Annotated in this window: 18 protein-coding genes; 15 read left to right on the top strand and 3 right to left on the bottom strand. The window is 57.7% G+C overall.

Going from position 1 to position 17,620, the window contains the following annotated elements; all coding sequences use genetic code 11:
• Positions 1–119: 119 nt before the first annotated feature.
• Together A4E33_RS01170 and A4E33_RS01165 are read right to left on the bottom strand one after the other, a co-directional pair.
• Positions 120–629, bottom strand: a complete 510-nt coding sequence (locus tag A4E33_RS01170) for a tetratricopeptide repeat protein (RefSeq protein WP_292345629.1) — start codon at positions 627–629, stop codon at positions 120–122.
• A 414-nt stretch (positions 630–1,043) separates the two neighbouring features.
• Positions 1,044–2,084, bottom strand: coding sequence for a DUF3821 domain-containing protein (locus A4E33_RS01165; RefSeq protein ID WP_292345626.1), 1,041 nt, complete (start codon positions 2,082–2,084; stop codon positions 1,044–1,046).
• A gap of 161 nt (positions 2,085–2,245) precedes the next feature.
• Here A4E33_RS01165 and A4E33_RS01160 point away from each other — a divergent pair, with 161 nt between their 5' ends.
• From A4E33_RS01160 to A4E33_RS01090, 15 genes are all read left to right on the top strand, one after another.
• Positions 2,246–3,217 (top strand): replication factor C small subunit, encoded by a 972-nt coding sequence (locus tag A4E33_RS01160; RefSeq protein ID WP_292345987.1) that lies wholly within the window; start codon positions 2,246–2,248, stop codon positions 3,215–3,217.
• 2 nt (positions 3,218–3,219) lie between these two features.
• On the top strand, positions 3,220–5,337 hold the full coding sequence (locus A4E33_RS01155; protein WP_292345623.1) for a minichromosome maintenance protein MCM: 2,118 nt from the start codon (positions 3,220–3,222) through the stop codon (positions 5,335–5,337).
• Positions 5,338–5,345: 8 nt separating this feature from the next.
• Positions 5,346–5,699: a dihydroneopterin aldolase family protein gene (locus tag A4E33_RS01150; protein ID WP_292345621.1), complete on the top strand. Its 354-nt coding sequence runs from the start codon at positions 5,346–5,348 to the stop codon at positions 5,697–5,699.
• Complete coding sequence (locus tag A4E33_RS01145; protein WP_292345619.1) at positions 5,671–6,501, top strand: TatD family hydrolase; 831 nt, start codon at positions 5,671–5,673, stop codon at positions 6,499–6,501. Before A4E33_RS01150 ends, A4E33_RS01145 begins: the two co-directional genes overlap by 29 nt.
• A gap of 464 nt (positions 6,502–6,965) precedes the next feature.
• Positions 6,966–7,259: a DUF424 domain-containing protein gene (locus A4E33_RS01140; RefSeq protein ID WP_292345617.1), complete on the top strand. Its 294-nt coding sequence runs from the start codon at positions 6,966–6,968 to the stop codon at positions 7,257–7,259.
• A complete protein-coding gene (locus A4E33_RS01135) occupies positions 7,256–8,302 on the top strand; it encodes a 60S ribosomal export protein NMD3 (protein WP_292345615.1) in 1,047 nt (348 codons plus the stop codon). Before A4E33_RS01140 ends, A4E33_RS01135 begins: the two co-directional genes overlap by 4 nt.
• Positions 8,303–8,305: 3 nt before the next feature.
• Positions 8,306–9,184, top strand: coding sequence for a class I SAM-dependent methyltransferase family protein (locus tag A4E33_RS01130; protein WP_292345613.1), 879 nt, complete (start codon positions 8,306–8,308; stop codon positions 9,182–9,184).
• Entirely contained in the window at positions 9,181–10,329 is a 1,149-nt protein-coding gene (gene coaBC, locus A4E33_RS01125) for a bifunctional phosphopantothenoylcysteine decarboxylase/phosphopantothenate--cysteine ligase CoaBC (RefSeq protein ID WP_292345612.1), read from the top strand. Before A4E33_RS01130 ends, coaBC begins: the two co-directional genes overlap by 4 nt.
• 133 nt (positions 10,330–10,462) lie before the next feature.
• Entirely contained in the window at positions 10,463–10,891 is a 429-nt protein-coding gene (locus A4E33_RS01120) for a HAMP domain-containing protein (protein WP_292345611.1), read from the top strand.
• Positions 10,892–11,001: 110 nt separating this feature from the next.
• On the top strand, positions 11,002–11,349 hold the full coding sequence (locus A4E33_RS01115; protein ID WP_292345609.1) for a roadblock/LC7 domain-containing protein: 348 nt from the start codon (positions 11,002–11,004) through the stop codon (positions 11,347–11,349).
• Positions 11,346–12,473, top strand: coding sequence for a hypothetical protein (locus A4E33_RS01110; RefSeq protein WP_292345607.1), 1,128 nt, complete (start codon positions 11,346–11,348; stop codon positions 12,471–12,473). Before A4E33_RS01115 ends, A4E33_RS01110 begins: the two co-directional genes overlap by 4 nt.
• 432 nt (positions 12,474–12,905) lie before the next feature.
• Positions 12,906–13,772: a pantoate kinase gene (locus A4E33_RS01105; RefSeq protein WP_292345605.1), complete on the top strand. Its 867-nt coding sequence runs from the start codon at positions 12,906–12,908 to the stop codon at positions 13,770–13,772.
• The gene (locus A4E33_RS01100) at positions 13,769–14,500 is read left to right on the top strand and encodes a 4-phosphopantoate--beta-alanine ligase (RefSeq protein WP_292345604.1); all 732 of its coding nucleotides are present in this window, start codon (positions 13,769–13,771) and stop codon (positions 14,498–14,500) included. The genes A4E33_RS01105 and A4E33_RS01100 overlap by 4 nt, the downstream gene beginning before the upstream one ends.
• A complete protein-coding gene (locus A4E33_RS01095) occupies positions 14,487–15,482 on the top strand; it encodes an AAA family ATPase (protein WP_292345603.1) in 996 nt (331 codons plus the stop codon). Before A4E33_RS01100 ends, A4E33_RS01095 begins: the two co-directional genes overlap by 14 nt.
• The gene (locus tag A4E33_RS01090; protein WP_292345602.1) at positions 15,479–16,210 is read left to right on the top strand and encodes a class I SAM-dependent methyltransferase; all 732 of its coding nucleotides are present in this window, start codon (positions 15,479–15,481) and stop codon (positions 16,208–16,210) included. The genes A4E33_RS01095 and A4E33_RS01090 overlap by 4 nt, the downstream gene beginning before the upstream one ends.
• A gap of 17 nt (positions 16,211–16,227) precedes the next feature.
• Here the strand turns inward: A4E33_RS01090 and A4E33_RS01085 are convergent, their stop codons facing one another.
• Entirely contained in the window at positions 16,228–17,568 is a 1,341-nt protein-coding gene (locus A4E33_RS01085; protein WP_292345599.1) for an AIR synthase-related protein, read from the bottom strand.
• Positions 17,569–17,620: the final 52 nt, after the last annotated feature.

The following is a 17,620-nucleotide window of genomic DNA, read 5'->3' as shown; positions in this document are numbered from 1 at the left end:
AGATATAGTCAGTACCACCGGCAGGATGAGAACCCGCGGGGATAAACGTTCACGAACGGGAAGACAAGACAGGGAAAGATGCGGTTTTTCCGCCATGCATGGGTGGAGATTCCAAAAAATTATCTCTGCCGTATCACTGCGGCTGCACATGAGAAGAGGCCAAATGCACCGGCAGCAATAAGCGGTGAAAGGGGCGATTTCTGGGTTCGGGGCAGGGGGGTCGCAGCCGTGGCCGGAATGGTGACATCAAGACTCATATCGGGCGGGACGAGTGTCCTGTCAAGTGCGTAGGCATGGTCATACGCTTCCTGTGCCTCCGGGATTCTTCCGAGCGCGCGGAAGGCATTTCCCTTGTTATACCATGCTATGGAGTGGACCGTGGTCAGGTTGCCCTCGATGCCAATCGCAGCATCGGCAGCAGCAATAGCCTCGTCGTACCGCTGGAGCATGACGAGAATACCGGCCCGGTTTGACTGGATGAGGCCGGTCATCGATGCGTCATTCTTTGCAAGGGCCTTGTCCGCAGCATCGAGCGCTTCCTGGTATTTCCCCTCGTTGGCAAGGTCGACGCTCTGTGAGTACAGCGCCCCGGCAGCGCTCATGGATTCCTGCGCGTTTTCTGCGGACACATATGCTCCAGGAACCACTATGCAAAGGAGCATGGCAAAGATTATCCGGTTTCTCATGGGGGATCTCCGAATATTGTTGGGAGGGTTCCGCTATAAATTGGTGGGAAAACCGACCCTGGAGAAAACCTGCAAGGGATACTTTCGGATTGGGACGACAGGTGCTCGGGGTCTGTCGACACTCGCCCCGTGGAGCATGGCCGTATAGAGGGATCGAATGCACTGATCGAAACCGGAGTTGAAGGTCGGCTGAAGCCTCCCTTCTCCTGCTCGTGGTCTGATGACTTCTCACAGGTTCAAGGGGATTTGCTCCCATCAGGCTGCCTTCCCCACCGGGACAGAGGGTCACACTCGAAATTCCAATGAGTGTGTTGCGGGAAGGATTCTCCAGAGCAGGAACATGCGGAAAAAAGATAATTACCGGCGGTTGCGGGCAGCGCAGGCGCATGCCAGTCCAAGCGCGGCAGCGACAATCCATGGAGGAAACGGGGCATAGGTTGTCTTCACCGGGGCCGTTGTTCCCTCTGCTGTCGTTTCTGATGATGCCGGTGAGGACGCGGGTGTTTCCGATGTGGTTGCCACGACAGTCTTTGTGGGAGTCTTTTCCATGGCCACGGTTGTTGGGACCGCAGTAGATTCGGGCCGGGTGAATGTCACCGAAGCCGTTGATTCCAGAAGGCCGGCCCGCTCATCCGGATACAGGCCGGAATACATCGCCTCCATGTTGTTGAGATTCTGTTTTATTAAAACCGAGTACGATCCGGGACGGTACATGGCGTCACCCTGTGCATCACGGGAGGTCCGGTCCCATGAACTTCCGTCCTTCCAGAAATACGGGGTCGTGGTGATCAGGGGATTCTTTTCGATAAGGATACCATGGGCACCAGCCTTCCCGGTGCTGCCGGTATAAATCGTGGTGAGAACCTTGTTTGAGGGATCCATCAGGCTCAGCGTATAAAACGAGTCGAGAGGGGTCATCTCGGGGCGATACTTGTACTGGAGGGCCTTGTCAAGATTGGTATCGATCCGGAAGGTGATATTGGCAGTCTGGGGCACTGTTTTGCCGGTGACATCCTCGTCCCTGTCAAGATCCCAGAACCGCACCGTCAGATTCGGCTTCCGTACCTCGAAGACCGGGCGGAGCGGCCGCCAGCCCGCACAGTACCAGTTCCCTTCGTATCCGTTATAGATTGCCGGATCGATCGTGTACCTGAAGGCGATGTTGGAATCTTCAAGGGTTTTGATGATGACAACGTTCTTCTGGGCTGGCCCCGTCAGGTCGGCCCCCGGCTCGTACCATTCGATAGCACGGCATCCCTGGAGCCCGGCTGCAATATTCAGGTTCTGCTCGCCGATATACACAGGAGCGCCGGCCGCTATCTTTGTCAGGCTGCCGGCAACCGGGGCTGTGACCACCACGATGACAGCAAACAGGATAAAAAAAAGTTTTCCATGCATGAAAAGTAATTTCAAAACACTTATGATAAAGATTATGACATTCATTAAAAGATCATACGGCCCAAAAGTAGTACTGCAGCAGGTCCGGCCGGCACGGAATTTTTCATCCGGCGTGCCCGGCTGGTAAGACCCGCGGTTCCGTTTATGCAGGAGTGATGACGATGGATGATAGCCACACGATCTGGATCGAGAAATACCGGCCTGCCGTGCTGAAGGATATAGTCGGGCAGGACGAGATAGTTGAGCGGTTGTCATCCTATGTCAAAAGCGGCAGCCTCCCTCACCTCCTGTTCACGGGCAGTGCGGGTGTCGGGAAGACGACGGCTGCCGTGACGCTGGCAAAGGAATTTTTCAAAGACTCCTGGCAGGTGAACTTCCGTGAGATGAACGCCTCGGATGAACGGGGGATCGATGTTGTCCGCAACCAGATCAAGGAGTTCTCGCGGACAAAACCACTCGGCACCGCCAGTTTCAAGATCCTCTTCCTCGACGAGGCGGATGCCCTGACAACCGATGCGCAGGCTGCACTCCGCAGGACCATGGAGAGCTATGCCCAGACCTGCCGGTTCATCCTTTCCTGCAATTATTCCTCCAAGATCATCGATCCCATCCAGAGCAGGTGCGCAATTTACCGGTTCAAGCCGCTGGGCGCCGATGCCGTAAAGGAAGAGATCCGGCGGATCGCAGCCCACGAGAAGCTGACCGTCTCAGACGCGGCAATGGACGCGATTGTCTATATTGCACAGGGAGACATGCGCAAGGCAATCAATGCCCTGCAGGGAGCCGCGATCATCCGGAGTACGATTGACGAGAAGATGATCTACGCTATCACCTCGACTGCACGGCCGGATGAGATCAATGACCTCCTCTCCCGGTCGCTCAGGGGCGATTTCGATGGTGCCGAATCCCTGCTTGCCCATCTCCTGCACGAGCGGGGCATTGCCCCCAACGAGCTGATCAACCAGTGCTACCGGACGATCCTTTCCATGGACATCGACCGGAAGCTCAAGGTCCGGCTCATCGATCATCTTGGCGAGGCCGACTTCCGCCTTTCGGAAGGAGCCAACAGCGATATCCAGCTCGAAGCCATGATCGCCCGATTTGTCGTGTCCTCGGAAAAGCGTGAGAGCTGACCATGGCGCAGGAGCGGGGTCTCAAGGAAACGGACCGGGCGGCAGACTGGAGCCGGCTCCTCAAGTCACGCTACAAGAAGGAACTGCTGGAGATCTCCCGCGAGTATCCTCACCGGCGTTCCCTGTACATCGACTACCGGGAGATCGAAAAGTTCGGGAAAGCGGGCATCGCCCTTGCGGACCAGCTGCTCGACAATCCCGGGTCGGTACTCGAAGATGTCGAGGCAGCGATCACCGGCGACCAGCTCATCCGGACCAAGGACGGGAAGGAGCTGCCAAAGGGCGGCGTCAATATCCGGTTCGTCAACCTTCCCAAAAAGACCCTGATCCGCGATATCCGCTCCGAGGATATCAACAAGTTCATGTCGGTCGAAGGGATCCTCCGGAAGACGACGGAGGTCCGGCCGCGGGTGGTCATGGCAGCGTTCCGGTGCCCGGCGGGCCATTTCACGTACAAGGAACAGAAGTACGGGAAGTTCATCGAGCCCGACGGGTGTGCAACGGACGGCTGCACCTTCAAGAAGCTCGAGCTGATGCCCAAGCGCTCCAAGTTCGTCGATTCGCAGAAGCTCAGGATCCAGGAATCGCCGGAAGGCCTGCGCGGGGGCGAGCAGCCGCAGACGCTCGACGTGGATGTCACCGACGACCTCTCCGGGAAGGTCTCCCCGGGCGACCGGATCATCATCAACGGGATCCTCCGGTCGATGCAGAGGATTGTCAAGGGGGAGAAGAGCACGGTCTTCGACATCTTTCTCGAATGCAACTCCATCGAGGTCGCGGAGAAAGAGTTTGAGGAGGTCGAAATTGACGAGAAAGCGGAGGACGAGATCCGGAGGCTGAGCAAAGACCCGATGATCTACCGGATGATCACCCACTCTGTTGCTCCCACGATCTACGGGAGCGAGGACGTGAAGCAGGCGATCGCCCTCCAGCTCTTCGGGGGGATAGCCAAGGAGATGCCGGACGGGAGCCGGCTCCGCGGAGATATCCACGTGCTCCTTATTGGCGACCCGGGCATTGCAAAAAGCCAGCTGCTGCGGTATGTCGTCAAGCTCTCACCACGGGCGATCTATACGAGCGGCCAGTCCTCCACCGCTGCCGGCCTGACGGCAACCGCGGTCAAGGACGAGTTCGGCGAAGGCCGGTGGACCCTCGAGGCCGGGGCACTGGTGCTCGCAGATATGGGTGTTGCGGCAGTCGATGAGATGGATAAAATGGAGAAGGGGGACCGCTCCGCGCTGCACGAGGCAATGGAGCAGCAGTCCATCAGCGTTGCAAAAGCCGGCATCACGGCAACCCTCAAATCCCGGTGCGCCCTGCTCGGTGCGGCAAACCCCAAATACGGGAGATTCGACATGTTCGGCGACATCTCCGACCAGATCAACATGCCGCCATCGCTCCTCTCCCGGTTTGACCTCATCTTTATCATGACCGACCAGCCGGAACAGAAACGTGACCTTGCCATTGCTGAGCACATCCTCAAGGCGCACAGTACGGGGGAACTCATCGCCCAGCACAAGAAAACCCCCATCCCCGGCGTTACCGATGAGTATATTCTCGAACAGCTCAAGCCTGTCATGCCGGACATCGACCCGTCCCTCTTCCGGAAATACGTTGCGTACTCGAAACGGTCCTGTTATCCGATGCTCTCTGCCGAAGCAAAGGAAGCGCTCGTGAACTATTACCTTAAACTCAGGGGTATTGCAGAACCCAACAAGCCAGTGCCCGTAACCGCCCGCCAGCTGGAAGCGCTCGTCCGGCTTGCGGAAGCAAGCGCCCGAATCCGCCTTTCGGACACTATCGAGCAGACCGATGCCGAGCGAGTCATCCACATTGTGGACGCCTGCCTGCGCCAGATCGCATACGATGCGCGGACGGGAACCTTTGATATCGACAAGGTCGTGACGGGAATATCGAAGGAGAAGCGGGATATCGTCCGGGTCATCAAGGATGCCATCCGCGATATCGGTGGCGAGGGCAGGCGTGCCGCCATCGATCAGGTGATCGACGCCGTCAGCGCCAAGGGCTTCCCGCGGGAGAAGGTGAAGGAAGGGATCGATATGCTCCTTCGCCATGGAGAGGCTATGGAGCCCAAAAACGGTATCATCCAGCTCATATGAGGAATACCATGAAAAACGATTGTGAACAGGCAGTCTTCGAGGCGGGAATCAAACTCGGCGCGCTCTACCACCAGTGGGTTGGCACACCCGTTTCGAAGGAATCGGCCGCAAGCGTTGAGGCTGCGATCGAGAAAGCCGTAATCCTTCAGCCATTCGTCGAAGAGATATCTGTGAGGCTTGACCGCAGCCTCATGGCGGAAAACCGGTTCGGGTACAGCGAGCTCTCCGGCCTGATGTTCGATGTCGAGATCGTCACCCGCGTGGGATTCTCCTATTGCCGGGCCCGCCTTGCCCCTGACAAGGGATACCCGTTCATGCAGGTTGTGGAATGCAATGAAATCCCCGGAATATCCCGTCACTGACGACCACATCCATTTCAACCCAAGGGGCGGACGGGGACTGGAGGCTGCAAAGGATTTCCTCCGCGCAGGGGGGACGCACCTGTTCCTTGTATCCCTGCCGTCATGGACGCTGGGTGTGGATGTATCGGCCGGCACAGATTACGGGGAGGTCTTTGACGAGACGCTCCGTATTGCGGAGATGATCCGCAGTACCGGCCTGACAGTCTTTACAGTCCTGGGAGTGCACCCTGCGGAGATGAACCGGCTGGCGGAACGGATGCCTGTTGACGAGGCAGCAGGCTTGATGATGGCCGGGCTCGACTGCGCTGCCAGCTATGTACGCGAAGGGAAAGCGGTTGCGCTCAAGAGCGGCCGGCCCCACTATGATGTGAGCCCGGAAATGCTTGATGCATCGAACGATGTCCTTTCCCACGCGCTCCGGCTGTCCGCTGAATGCGGCTGCGCCCTGCAGATCCATGCCGAGAGCGGCCCGTGCGACGATGTCGTAACGATGGCTGCGGCAGCGCGGATGCCGGTTGAGCGGGTTGTGAAGCATTACGCATCCCCCGACACACCCCTGCACCCGTCGCTTATCGCGAAACACGATGCCGTCCCGCAGATGGTACGTGAACGCCGGCGTTTCACCATGGAGAGCGATTACATGGACGAGAACTCCCGGCCCGGTGCGGTCACCGGCCCGAAATCGGTTCCGAAGTATACGGGCCGGCTTGTCGCTGCCGGAGTCATGACTATCGAAGACTGTTACTTTATCCACAAGGATACCGTTGAGAGGGTGTATGGGGTGACCGTGGAGCTGAAGTAAGGGAACAGTTTTTCTATAAAAACTGAAAATTACAACGAAAATCCCACCAACTGTGAAAAATATAATCCCCCTTGCGCCAGCCCTGCCCCCGCAGGGGGCGGGGGCGCATTGCGATTTCTCTGCATTACCTTTACAGCCCTTCATTGAGGTATACAGACAATATGTATTATCGAAACCAAAGCGCTATAATGGCAGAACGGGAACATCACTAAAAGAACATACAGATTGCTTCCAAAGATTATGTACAGTAATTGAGGTCCCCGCGGGGGGGCGGCGTCCGTTTATCACAACCGGGGGTATGGGGGCATCAGCCCCCATCATAATACTGATAATAATGCTCTTTGAATCTCTGAATATGAAATCCCTCAATTCCTTGAATTAGGCGAACAATTTTTTTTCAACCAATCTGGGAATTCTTTCCGGCAAACTCACCTTTTTTATCCACACCCGCCAATGCGTACACAATGTTGATGAAGATCCACCGCTCGCGGGAGATGGGTGACGTAGTTGCTGTCTGTGACCGTGAACTGCTGAATACAACGATCCGCCATGACATGCTATCGCTCACCATCACCGACACCTTTTATGGCACTACCCCTGCAACGGAGGACGAAGTCAGGGAAGCATTGAAGAAAGCCGGCAATATCAACCTCATCGGAGAACGCTCGGTTGCTGTTGCAATCGGCATGGGCCTGATCACGAAATCCGGCTGCATGATGATCGGAAAAGTCCCCCACGCCCAGATCTACCGGTTATGAAAAGGGATATCAGGGGCGGTTTCTGCCCGAAATGCGGCAAACTGTCGGAGAGCGGAGGCCTCTGCAGCCAGTGCAGGATCGGCAGCACTCCGTGGTTCACCTGTGACAGCCGTGTCGCGAGTACCAACTGCCCCAGCTGCGGTGCGATTAAGGTTGTGAACACCTGGACGGACTCGGCAGCGGAACGGGAGGATCTCGCACCCGAAGTGGCGAGATCTGCGGTGCATTTCCACAAGGACGTGAAAAAACCCGTCATCGAAGTATCGGTCCGGGACATTTCACCGAACCGTTCGCGGGCTTCACTCATCATCCGTGGAATCCTGTACAACAAGCCCGTCGAAGGAACCTGCACCGTTGAGATCCGCTGGCAAAAGGAGCAGTGCGACCGGTGTAACCGCATCAGCGGCAGCTACCACGAGGGTGTCGTGCAGATCAGGGCAGAAGGCCGCAGCCCCAGCACATACGAGATACATATCGCTGCATCCGTTGCCCAGCAGATCGAGGACACGCTGCAGGCCGGGGGTGAGCGCCTCTCCTTTATTGCAGACATGAACGAGATCCACGACGGTCTCGATATCGTCATCGGGTCCCAGCATATCGGCCTGCTGATCGCGCAGGGGATTGTCGCACGCCTCGGGGGGAGGTACACCACCCACCCGAAACTTGTCGGCGAAAAGAACGGCAGGCAGCTCTTCCGGATCACCTATTCCGTCCGGCTCCCCCGCTACCAGAAGAACGACGTTGTCAGGGCCGGGAAACGGTACTTCGAGGTACAGTCTGTTGAGTCCCGCCATCTCCAGGTTATCGATCTGACGGACGGCACGGCCCGCTCGATCCGGATGGACGATATCGCTAAGCTTATCGGCAACTCGCGGAATGCTGAACCGGCGCTTATCGTCTTTGCAGACGGGAAGAACATGGGGATACTCGACCCGGCAACGAACCGCACCCGCGAATACCCGCAATTGAAGTGGACCACGATGAAAGCTGGAGACTCCATCCGCATCCTGCGGGACGATGACCAGATAATCTTTGTCAGGTAGGATATGCGGGTACGGGCAGTACGACCGGAAAATACCGGCAGACTCCATGATGCCGGCTGGGTTGACCGTACACGGGACCCGTTCCGCGAGGGCGATATCCTCTGGGTCCCCGTCATCGACGGTGAACCCTGTGACCGCGAGATCCCCGAACGGGCCCGGTACCGCGGGCGGGGGTATTACATGGTCGGCGACATCGCCGTTCTCCATGGCAGGGAACCAACCGCGGACGATATCAGCGCAATCACCGGTTTCCGTCATCCCCGGGGGGTCCTGTGGATACGGTCCCTGAACGATATCACGCGGACGCCCGAGACACGACTGGTCTGGGGGAAGGGCGGCGAGGTCTGCCACAGGGAAGGGGGATACGTGTTCATCCTTGATCCGGAGAAAGTGATGTTCTCGATGGGTAACCGGGAAGAGAAGGCCCGGATTGCCCGGATGGTCCGGAAGAATTCCCGTACCGAACGGGTTGCAGACATGTTCGCCGGTATCGGGTACTTCTCCATCCCGCTTGCCGGTGCAGGAGCATCTGTCCATGCCATGGAGATCAATCCCGCTGCTTTTGAATACCTGAACAAATCCATCCGTGCGAACGACCTTACCGGCCGGATAATCCCTGCTCTTGGGGATTCCCGCACTCTGCTGTCCGGCATCTACGACCGTATCGTCATGGGACACTTCGACGCCGTGTCCATGCTTCCGGATGCCCTGCAGCATGCAGCACCGGGAAGCATCATTCATGTCCACAGTATCGGGCCGGCGGATGAGAAGATCAGGCAATACGTGGAGGGCGCAGGTTTTTCTGCCACCATCCATGTACATAAGGTTAAGAAATACCGGCCGCATGCATGGCATATGGTCCAGGATGTGTATCTCGCATGACAGATGTTCAGACCCTTGCCGGGAAACAAATCGTTGTCGGCGTCACGGGAAGCATCGCTGCGGTCGAGATCGTCAGGCTGATCCACTCCCTGCGGCGGTGCGGCGCAACGGTCCAGGTTGTGATGAGCGAAGCGGCAGCCGGCATAATCTCGCCGGATTCCCTGACCTATGCCAGCGGGAGGCCTGCCATCACCCGCATCTCCGGTATGGTTGAGCATGTGACGTACTGCGGTGACGGGGGATCCGCTGACCTGCTCCTCATCGCCCCCTGCACGGCAAACACCATCAGCAAGATTGCCTGCGGCATCGACGATACCCCTGTTACGACCTTTGCAACAACAGCGCTCGGGAGCGGAATGCCGGTCCTGGTCGTCCCGGCAATGCACCACAGCATGTACCGCCACCCCGCGGTCCGCGGCAACCTGGAATGCCTCCGTGCATGGGGTGTCGGAGTTGTCGACCCACGGATCGAAGAGGGAAAGGCAAAGATCGCGGACAACGAAACGATCGTGCTCTGGTGCGAGCGGATGATCCTTGGCACGGCCCTGAAAGGGAAACGGGTGATCATCACGAGCGGTCCATGCCGCGAACCCGTGGATGACGTACGGGTACTGACAACCCGGTCAACCGGCCTGATAGGGCGGGCACTTGCTCTCGAGGCGTTCCGGCTGGGCGCCGAAGTTACCGTTGTCCATCGTGATACCTTCCCGTGCATCACAAACATATTCGCGGAATCGGCTGCGGATATGCGCAAGGCAGTTCGTCGTTGTTTTTCAAAGGATGGAGCCGATATCTACATCAGCGCTGCAGCCATCTCCGATTTTGCACCAAAAAAGTATCCGGGAAAGATACCCAGCGGGAAGAAGACTTCCCTCGAACTTTCTCCTCTGCCGAAACTTCTGGATGAAGTCATCCGCGACTTTGCGCCGGTGACCGTCGCGTTCAAGATCGGAACGGATACGGAAGTGCAGGCACGGGCAATGCTCCGGAAGGGCGTAACAGCAGTCCTGACGAACACACCCGCGACCATGGGCAGCAGGGACGGTGAGTATGTCCTCCTTGCAGGAAGGAAAAAGACGACATTGAAGGGATCGAAGGACGCGATCGCCCACGAATTCTGGAAGGATTTACCGAATCTGATATAAATACCCCTGCATGTGGCTGCTCTGCGCGATTGCAGTCACCGGCACCCTTTTTTTTTATAATAGCACTCGTATTGGCAGGTTCCGGATTGGTTTTTTGGATATTTTTATATGGAGTTTAAGTATATACTGATGTATGACCGCCATGAAAAAATCGGATCCCAAACCTGCGCCCGGGGGATTCAGTATCCCGATTCCCATCTTTTACAAGCTGATGGTGAGCATGCTCTTTGTCGCGACCATACCCATGATCCTGCTGGGTATTGTCATGATGGGCGACCAGAACAGCATCATCAGCAATATCGGCCTGACAAACAGCATCTTCATCATCACGCTCATCACCCTCTCGGTTGTCGTGATGTGGAGTTTCTTCCTTGCAAGCAGCATCACGAACCCGATCGTAAAACTCTCGAAGATCGCCACCAGCATGAGTACCGGCGAGCTCAAGGATCCCGAGATCGAGCTGCTCAGCAACGATGAGATCGGGGAGCTCCAGACCGCGTTCAACCGCATGATCAACACCTACCGGATCCTGGATACCCTGTCAAAAGAAGACAATGAATAACCGCTCCTGCGGATAAAAAACGCCGATCCGGTATATTATACCGGAAAAGAGAGCCACAGAACCGATGGAACCACCATGAATGCAGGGACCCGGAAAGAAGAGGAACTCCCATGCTCAAACAGATCCTGAACAAATTCCTTATTCTGAATGACGTGCAGGCAGCCCTCGTAGTCCAGGAGAACGGGGAGATCATAGAGAGCATGAAGTCCGGGATCACGATCAGGCAGGATCTCCAGGATGCCATTGCGACGATCATGCTGGATTCCCGGAAAACCGCAACCCAGTTCGGGAACGCACCTCTCTCCATGGTCTTTGTGGAGTTCTCTGAATCGTTCCTCATCCTCGGACCGGTAATGGAAGAGTTTTACCTTGTGATCATCGCAAAGAATACAGCAAATATCGGGCAGATAACGTACGAGATGAAGAAGAACCAGGACGCGATCATTTCCCTGTTATGATAGACAAGTTACCCGAAGGAAAGAGCATTGGCTGGATGCAGGCGCCGCCGCAGTGGATCTTTACCCATACCATCAGGTTCATCGGCGTGGTCCGTGTGGTCATCCAGGACGGTGAAGGCTTCATCCTGATCAAGAAAGGAAAGCCGCTTGTCTATTATTTCAAACACGGCCGGATCGAGCTCCATGGACACGGGGCCCTGGATTATTTCAATTCCCACCCCACCATCGAGTTCAACCTGTGCAAATATACCCCAGAAGAGTTTGCCCAGGCCCTGAAGGTCTGCAACATAGACGAGTCGATGGCGGATGAAGGGAGTGCAGCAGAGAAGGTTGTGACAGTACCGGCCCGTGCTGAAGAGGAGGATACCATTGGAGTGGGGGATGCGTCTGCAATCCACCGGCTCGTGCAACCGGCGTCGCGGCCAATGCGTACGGAGCCTCCAGGGGAGTCCCCTATGGCTGCGGCACCGGTCAAGCAGGTCTCATATACCCCCCCGCAGCCGGAACCTGCCACACCTGCACAGCCGGAGTATTCCGCTCCGGAACGATCCGCTATGACCGGATCGGCAAAACCTGCAATGCCGGCAGCAGCTGCCCCGGTCCAGCCGGAACCTGCCATGATCGTGAGGCCGGCATCTCCCGCACCCGCAAAACCGGAAGCTGCCGTGCCCGTCATGCCGGCCGCTGCTATTCCGGTAAAACCCGCAGCAGCGGTCCCGGTAAAACCTGTGACCGCCGCAAAGGATCGGGTCTTCGTTCCGCAGCCGGCCATCCTTGAGGACCCGGATATCAGGATCATCGGTCAGATCAAGAAACTCAATGGAATCGTTGCCATTTCAGTATTCAACGAAGATCGGAATATCCTTCTCATGGGGGACGTCGAGATCGAGCCTCTCCTGAAAATTGCGCGCACGATGCTTGCGACCACCAGGAAGATCACGCCGCACCTGGACTGGGGTTCGTTTGTCCACATGACGCTCCAGATCCCGGAGGGAAATGTCATCATCGCACCGTATCGTGAGAACCATCTCTGCATCCTGACAACACGGACCATCAATATCGGCCACATCCGGCGCATCCTCCGCGATCTCCAGCAGGACAGGGAGCACGGCGGCGTTCTGTAGAGCCCGAAGGTTCCCTGCGAAGAACTGTCGACGGGACTCAACTTTCCTTTACCACTTCAGGCAGGTATGTTCACTGGCGGGAGACGCTGCGGAATGCTGTCACGGGCATCCGATCGGTCCTGAATTTTTACTCTGGAGAAACGAACATGAACAGAAGTTCATACCAGAATGATGAAAATCATATGAAATCTGAATTATTATGAAGGCTCCCCGCCTCATGGCCTCTCCGAGGCACGACGGGGCCAGAGCAGATTACCGGAAAGGTAATTGAAAGCAGCCGCGGGAGCGCTCCCGCGGGGGCGGCGGCAACTATCCTAAAGGGGGTTTGGGGGTATCAGGCCCCGTCGTTTTTCTTTGAGCGTGATTTTCATGGGCCGAATTTCTTAATGCCAGTGCAGGCAATACCTAACAACACAGATATCACGGCTTCCCATGAACTCGAGGACGGTTACTGCATTCTGCCCCGGGCATATTTCCGGGTATTTCAGGCGCATCGGCGGAGCGACACCCGCTGCTACGGGAAGTATCGGCGCCGGCATCGTAATCAGCGAAGGAGTCACTGCTTCAGTAACGCAGGCGGATTCCACATCAGTCATCGTGAACCGGACCGATGGATCCGGAAACCGTGTGAAGTATTCCACCTCCTCGCCGCCGCTCGAATATGTCCTTGAGAAACTCGGCGTCACGGTTGAAGTAACAACCGGATGCACGCTCCCGATCGGTGCGGGATTCGGCCTGTCGGCGGCAGCGCTGCTGGCAACGATCACGGCAGCAAACAGGGCATGCAACCTCGGGCTGACTCCCCATGATATCGCCCGGCTCGCCCACGAAGCGGAAGTAATCCACCGGACCGGCCTTGGCGATGTCGCTGCCTGCCAGGCCGGAGGCCGGGTGGTCCGGGACGGGCCGGGCATCGACGGGTCTATCTCACGGTTCTTTGATCTCCCCGGACCACTCTGTGCCGTATCGTTCGGCCCGATCTCCACCCCGTCCGTCCTCGGCTCGCAGGAACAGATGGAACGCGTTGCCGCTGCATTTCCCCCGACCCGCCCGTATGATGCCGCGGATTTCTTCCGGTTGTCCCTCCGGTTCGCGGAGCAGAGCGGGCTCCTGACACCGGAAGCCCGTGTTGTGATCCGGGAATGTACAGAAAGCCGCATCCCTGCCAGCATGACCATGCTGGGCAACGGCGTGTTCGCGTACGGGAAGAACGCACGGGAAATCCTCGCCGCCCACGGGCGGGTGTATACATTCAGCGTCGCGAACGAGGGCGCACGGATAACGGGAGAAGGGCCATGATACCGCCCGACCATCCCCGGTATCGCTCGCTCGTGACCCGCGAGCACCTTGCAGAGAGCGTGAAAAACGGGATCGTTTCGATGGAGGGCCTCACCGCCCATGGCAGGGGAGAGGCGTTCGACTATTTCCTTGGCGAGAGGACAACGGCAAGCGCCCTCATTGCCGAACGGACTGCGGCGGCATTCCTGATGACTGCACGACACCCGGTCATCTCGGTGAACGGGAATGCGGCAGCGCTCGCTGCGCGCGGGATTGCCGATCTCCAGGAAGCGAGCGGCGCGATCGTTGAAGTAAACCTCTTCCACCGGACCGAGGAGCGGGTGCGCCGTATCGAGAACCTTCTCCGTGACGCCGGGGCCGATGTCTTCTCGGGGCCGGCAGAGCGGCTGCTTCCCCTCTCGCATGACCGGGCATGGTGCCGGCGCGAAGGAATGTTCTCGGCAGATGTTGTCCTCGTACCGCTCGAGGACGGGGACCGGTGCGAGGCGCTGGTGAAGATGGGAAAGACCGTTCTTGCGATTGATCTCAACCCCTTGTCGAGGACTGCCCGCGCGGCAACCGTGACCGTTGTTGACGAGCTGACCCGCGCGCTCCCGAACATCACCCGTGCCTGCCGGGATCTTACCGGAGAAGAACGCGGACGCCTCCTGCAGTCGCTGGACAACCATTATCTTTTGTCAGAAGCAATACGTGAGATGACTGGGAGGTTATCCCGTGCTCTGGACTGAAACCTACCGCCCGAACACCTTTACTGAGATCCTTGGCCAGGAACCGGTTGTCCGGCACCTGTCCTCGTTTGCTTCCTCAAAGACACTCCCCCACCTCATCCTCTCCGGCCCGCACGGGACGGGTAAGAGCACCGCAGTCCTGTGCCTCTCCCGTGCACTGTATGGCGGGAACGCGGAGCTGAACACATCCGTTTTCCCGGTATCAGACCTCTTTTCCCAGGGAAAATCCTTCCTTGAAAAGGATGACCGGTACTCTCACCTGTACCAGAAGAACCTGACGCTTATCGCAAACTTCAAGTACATTCTCAAATGGTATGCATCGCTCCGGCCGCTGGACGCCGAATACAAACTGATGGTCTTTGAAGATGCCCATGCGCTCACCCGCGACGCCCAGCAGGCGCTTCGCCGTATCATGGAGCGGACGAGTAACACCTGCCGGTTCATCTTCACGACAACAAACCAGAGCGCAATCATCCCCGCTATCAGCTCCCGCTGCCTCCCCCTCTTTTTTGCCCCGGTGCACAACGACCTCATCGCCCGCCACCTGGCGGCTATCCGGGAAAAGGAGACCGCCGGTTCCCCGCCCTGCACTGACGACGATCTCGATCTCATCGTCCAGGCTGCCGGCGGCGACCTGCGGCGTGCGATTCTGCTCCTCCAGGCGGCGATGCAGTCCGGCCGCTGCGAGGACCTGCTTGCCCATACTGCGTCAGAGAACCAGGCGATCGCCTCGGCAGTCCTCGCGGCACTCAGGGCAGGGGACATTCTGGGAGCAATCCGCCGGATGGAATCCCTCATGATCGATTACGGCCTCTCCGGCAGCGAGGTGCTGTATGAGATCCGGACCATCATCCGGCGCGAGTACAACCACCCGGCGCTGGCTGTCGCCCTCGCCGATGCAGAATACCGGATGCTGCATGCCAACAATGAATATATCCAGGCCGGGGCATTTGCCACCGGCACCCGTGAGGTCTTCATATGAGCGGTACAAAAACAGACAAGATCCGCAAGCACTATGACACCGTCGCTGACACCTACGATTCGCATTACGATCACCACCGGGGGAAAACGTACCACACCCACCTGAGCAACCACCTCATGAAAGCCCTGCCGGAAGGCGGCAACCTGCTCGATATCGGGTGCGGGACGGGCCTGTTTGTCGAGAAGTATATCAAAAACGGCGGGACCGGCACCGGCCTTGATATCAGCGAAGGGATGGTTGCAAAGGCCCGCCGCCGCTGCCCTGACTGCGAGTTTCTTGTCGGAACCGGCGAGAAGCTGCCGTTCTCCGATTCGTCATTCAACGCCGTGTCGAGCGTCCTTGTCTTCAGCTATGTCAGGGATCCCGTTGCCATGCTCGCAGAGGTCCATCGCGTTCTCGAGCCGGGAGGATCTGTCGCGCTCCTGACCCTTGGCAAAAAACTGATCACTCGCGGGATCCCGTCGCTCTACAAGATCGGTGAGAAGATCAAAATCAAACATGTCGTCATGAAAGACTTCGGGGAACACTACTACAATGAGAAGGAGATGTACAGCCTGTTTGACAATGCCGGGTTCTCTGACGTGAACGTGAAATGGTGTTCGTTTGCGCACATCGACATGATCGATCCGATCTTCACTCTTGCCACGAAAGTCGAGCCGTTCGTGGAGAAGAAAGTCCCCCAGCTCGCGTATAATATCTTCGTCAGCGCAAAGAAAACTGAGGATTAAAACAGATCACAGTTTTTTCAGGTCCGCGCTGATCTGTTTTTCCCCTTCAGCCGTGCAAGCACCCGCTCTTTCTTCCTGATTGCGGCTTCCGATGCCCTCATCACCTGCTCTTTCATCTCGTCAAAGTTCCGGGCATCAGTGTCAACAACCTTCTTGACCGGCGTGTATGCCGATTCGCGGAACCGCGGAGTGAAATCCTGCTCCTTCCCGCCCGATACCAGCACGGCCTCAGGCTTTCCTTCCTCGGCCCGGCCGATCTCCTCGATCCTCACACCAGCCGACCGCACGACCCTGCAGATCTCCTTGGCTGCTTCCGGAGGGGCGACGACCAGGAGAGCATCGAGCGATACACCCAGGTAATCGATGCGGAGGGCTTCGAGCATTGCCCGTACATGGGGTTCGACAAGGTCTGCAACATTGGTGTCGTCGATGACGATACGGCATTGGGCGGTCTCGGCCATCTCGGAGATATCGCCGCGGAGCCCGCCGTTGGTGACATCAGTCATGGCATGGATCTCTTGAAAGACCGGGCTCTTCATCAGAGTCTGGCAGGTAGTAAGGAAATTGAGGTTGATGGTGTGTTCCACGACATCCGGATATCCGGAGTAGATCCCTGCCGTCGCGATCGTCCCGCCGCCGGCACCCTCGGTCATCAGGAACACGTCTCCCGGCTGCGTGGACTTCCGGGCCGTGAGGTGCTCCGTTACCCCGACACAGCCGACACAGCCGGTGAGCCGGCCGCCTAGTACCATGTCGCCTCCGATGCGCAGCGTCGAGCCCGAGACGAGCGGGACATTCATCGCTTCGCTCACGGTCGTGATGCCGGCCGTATAATCGAAGATCTTTGCAACGTCCCCGTCATCTGCCACGTGGATATCGGAGAAGAGCATGACCGGCCGGGCGCCCATGACCATGGCATCACGGAGCGTGGCGCGGGTCACATGGAACCCGGCAAGGAACGGGAAATCCGAGAGCCGCGAGTGCATACCGTCCACGGTACAGACAATGAATTCCCCGCCGGCCCTGACAGCCCCGCCGTCATCCATCTGGTCGACCCCGACCTCGGCCGGGCCTGTGCCGATGATGCGGGCAATCTGGCGGTGGGCAAAAAAATCGCCCTTCCCCCGCGAACCAACGCCGAATTCCCCCATTTTGACGCCGGCCGGTTCGAAGGTGAAAAAGTCGCCGGCCAACCCCCGGGTATTCTTTACTTCCGTGATGATCGCCCGGGCAAACGCGGATGCATATGCGGGGCTGACGGTCTTGAACGAGCGGATGATCCTGACAAGGCCTTCCTCGACCTCTGCCTCGCTCCTGCCACACGCAATCTCTTTCCGGGCAAACTCCTCAACATCCATGATTCTCTGTACGTGGGAAGGACATAAAAAACACGGGGATCCGTTGAAGAAG

The sequence above is a fragment of the Methanoregula sp. PtaB.Bin085 genome (assembly GCF_002067035.1).
Lineage (GTDB): Archaea > Halobacteriota > Methanomicrobia > Methanomicrobiales > Methanospirillaceae > Methanoregula.
The sequence above is the reverse complement of the archived record's forward strand: the minus strand, read 5'-3'. Positions and strand labels throughout refer to the sequence as shown.

Bases quoted from the DNA above. Each gene is read 5' to 3' on its own strand.
- A4E33_RS01165 (WP_292345626.1), bottom strand. From the start codon at position 2,084: ATGCATGGAAAACTTTTTTTTATCCTGTTTGCTGTCATCGTGGTGGTC.
- A4E33_RS01160 (WP_292345987.1), top strand. From the start codon at position 2,246: ATGGATGATAGCCACACGATCTGGATCGAGAAATACCGGCCTGCCGTG.
- A4E33_RS01155 (WP_292345623.1), top strand. From the start codon at position 3,220: ATGGCGCAGGAGCGGGGTCTCAAGGAAACGGACCGGGCGGCAGACTGG.
- A4E33_RS01150 (WP_292345621.1), top strand. From the start codon at position 5,346: ATGAAAAACGATTGTGAACAGGCAGTCTTCGAGGCGGGAATCAAACTC.
- A4E33_RS01145 (WP_292345619.1), top strand. From the start codon at position 5,671: ATGAAATCCCCGGAATATCCCGTCACTGACGACCACATCCATTTCAAC.
- A4E33_RS01140 (WP_292345617.1), top strand. From the start codon at position 6,966: ATGTTGATGAAGATCCACCGCTCGCGGGAGATGGGTGACGTAGTTGCT.
- A4E33_RS01135 (WP_292345615.1), top strand. From the start codon at position 7,256: ATGAAAAGGGATATCAGGGGCGGTTTCTGCCCGAAATGCGGCAAACTG.
- A4E33_RS01130 (WP_292345613.1), top strand. From the start codon at position 8,306: ATGCGGGTACGGGCAGTACGACCGGAAAATACCGGCAGACTCCATGAT.
- coaBC (WP_292345612.1), top strand. From the start codon at position 9,181: ATGACAGATGTTCAGACCCTTGCCGGGAAACAAATCGTTGTCGGCGTC.
- A4E33_RS01120 (WP_292345611.1), top strand. From the start codon at position 10,463: ATGACCGCCATGAAAAAATCGGATCCCAAACCTGCGCCCGGGGGATTC.
- A4E33_RS01115 (WP_292345609.1), top strand. From the start codon at position 11,002: ATGCTCAAACAGATCCTGAACAAATTCCTTATTCTGAATGACGTGCAG.
- A4E33_RS01110 (WP_292345607.1), top strand. From the start codon at position 11,346: ATGATAGACAAGTTACCCGAAGGAAAGAGCATTGGCTGGATGCAGGCG.
- A4E33_RS01105 (WP_292345605.1), top strand. From the start codon at position 12,906: ATGAACTCGAGGACGGTTACTGCATTCTGCCCCGGGCATATTTCCGGG.
- A4E33_RS01100 (WP_292345604.1), top strand. From the start codon at position 13,769: ATGATACCGCCCGACCATCCCCGGTATCGCTCGCTCGTGACCCGCGAG.
- A4E33_RS01090 (WP_292345602.1), top strand. From the start codon at position 15,479: ATGAGCGGTACAAAAACAGACAAGATCCGCAAGCACTATGACACCGTC.
- A4E33_RS01085 (WP_292345599.1), bottom strand. From the start codon at position 17,568: ATGGATGTTGAGGAGTTTGCCCGGAAAGAGATTGCGTGTGGCAGGAGC.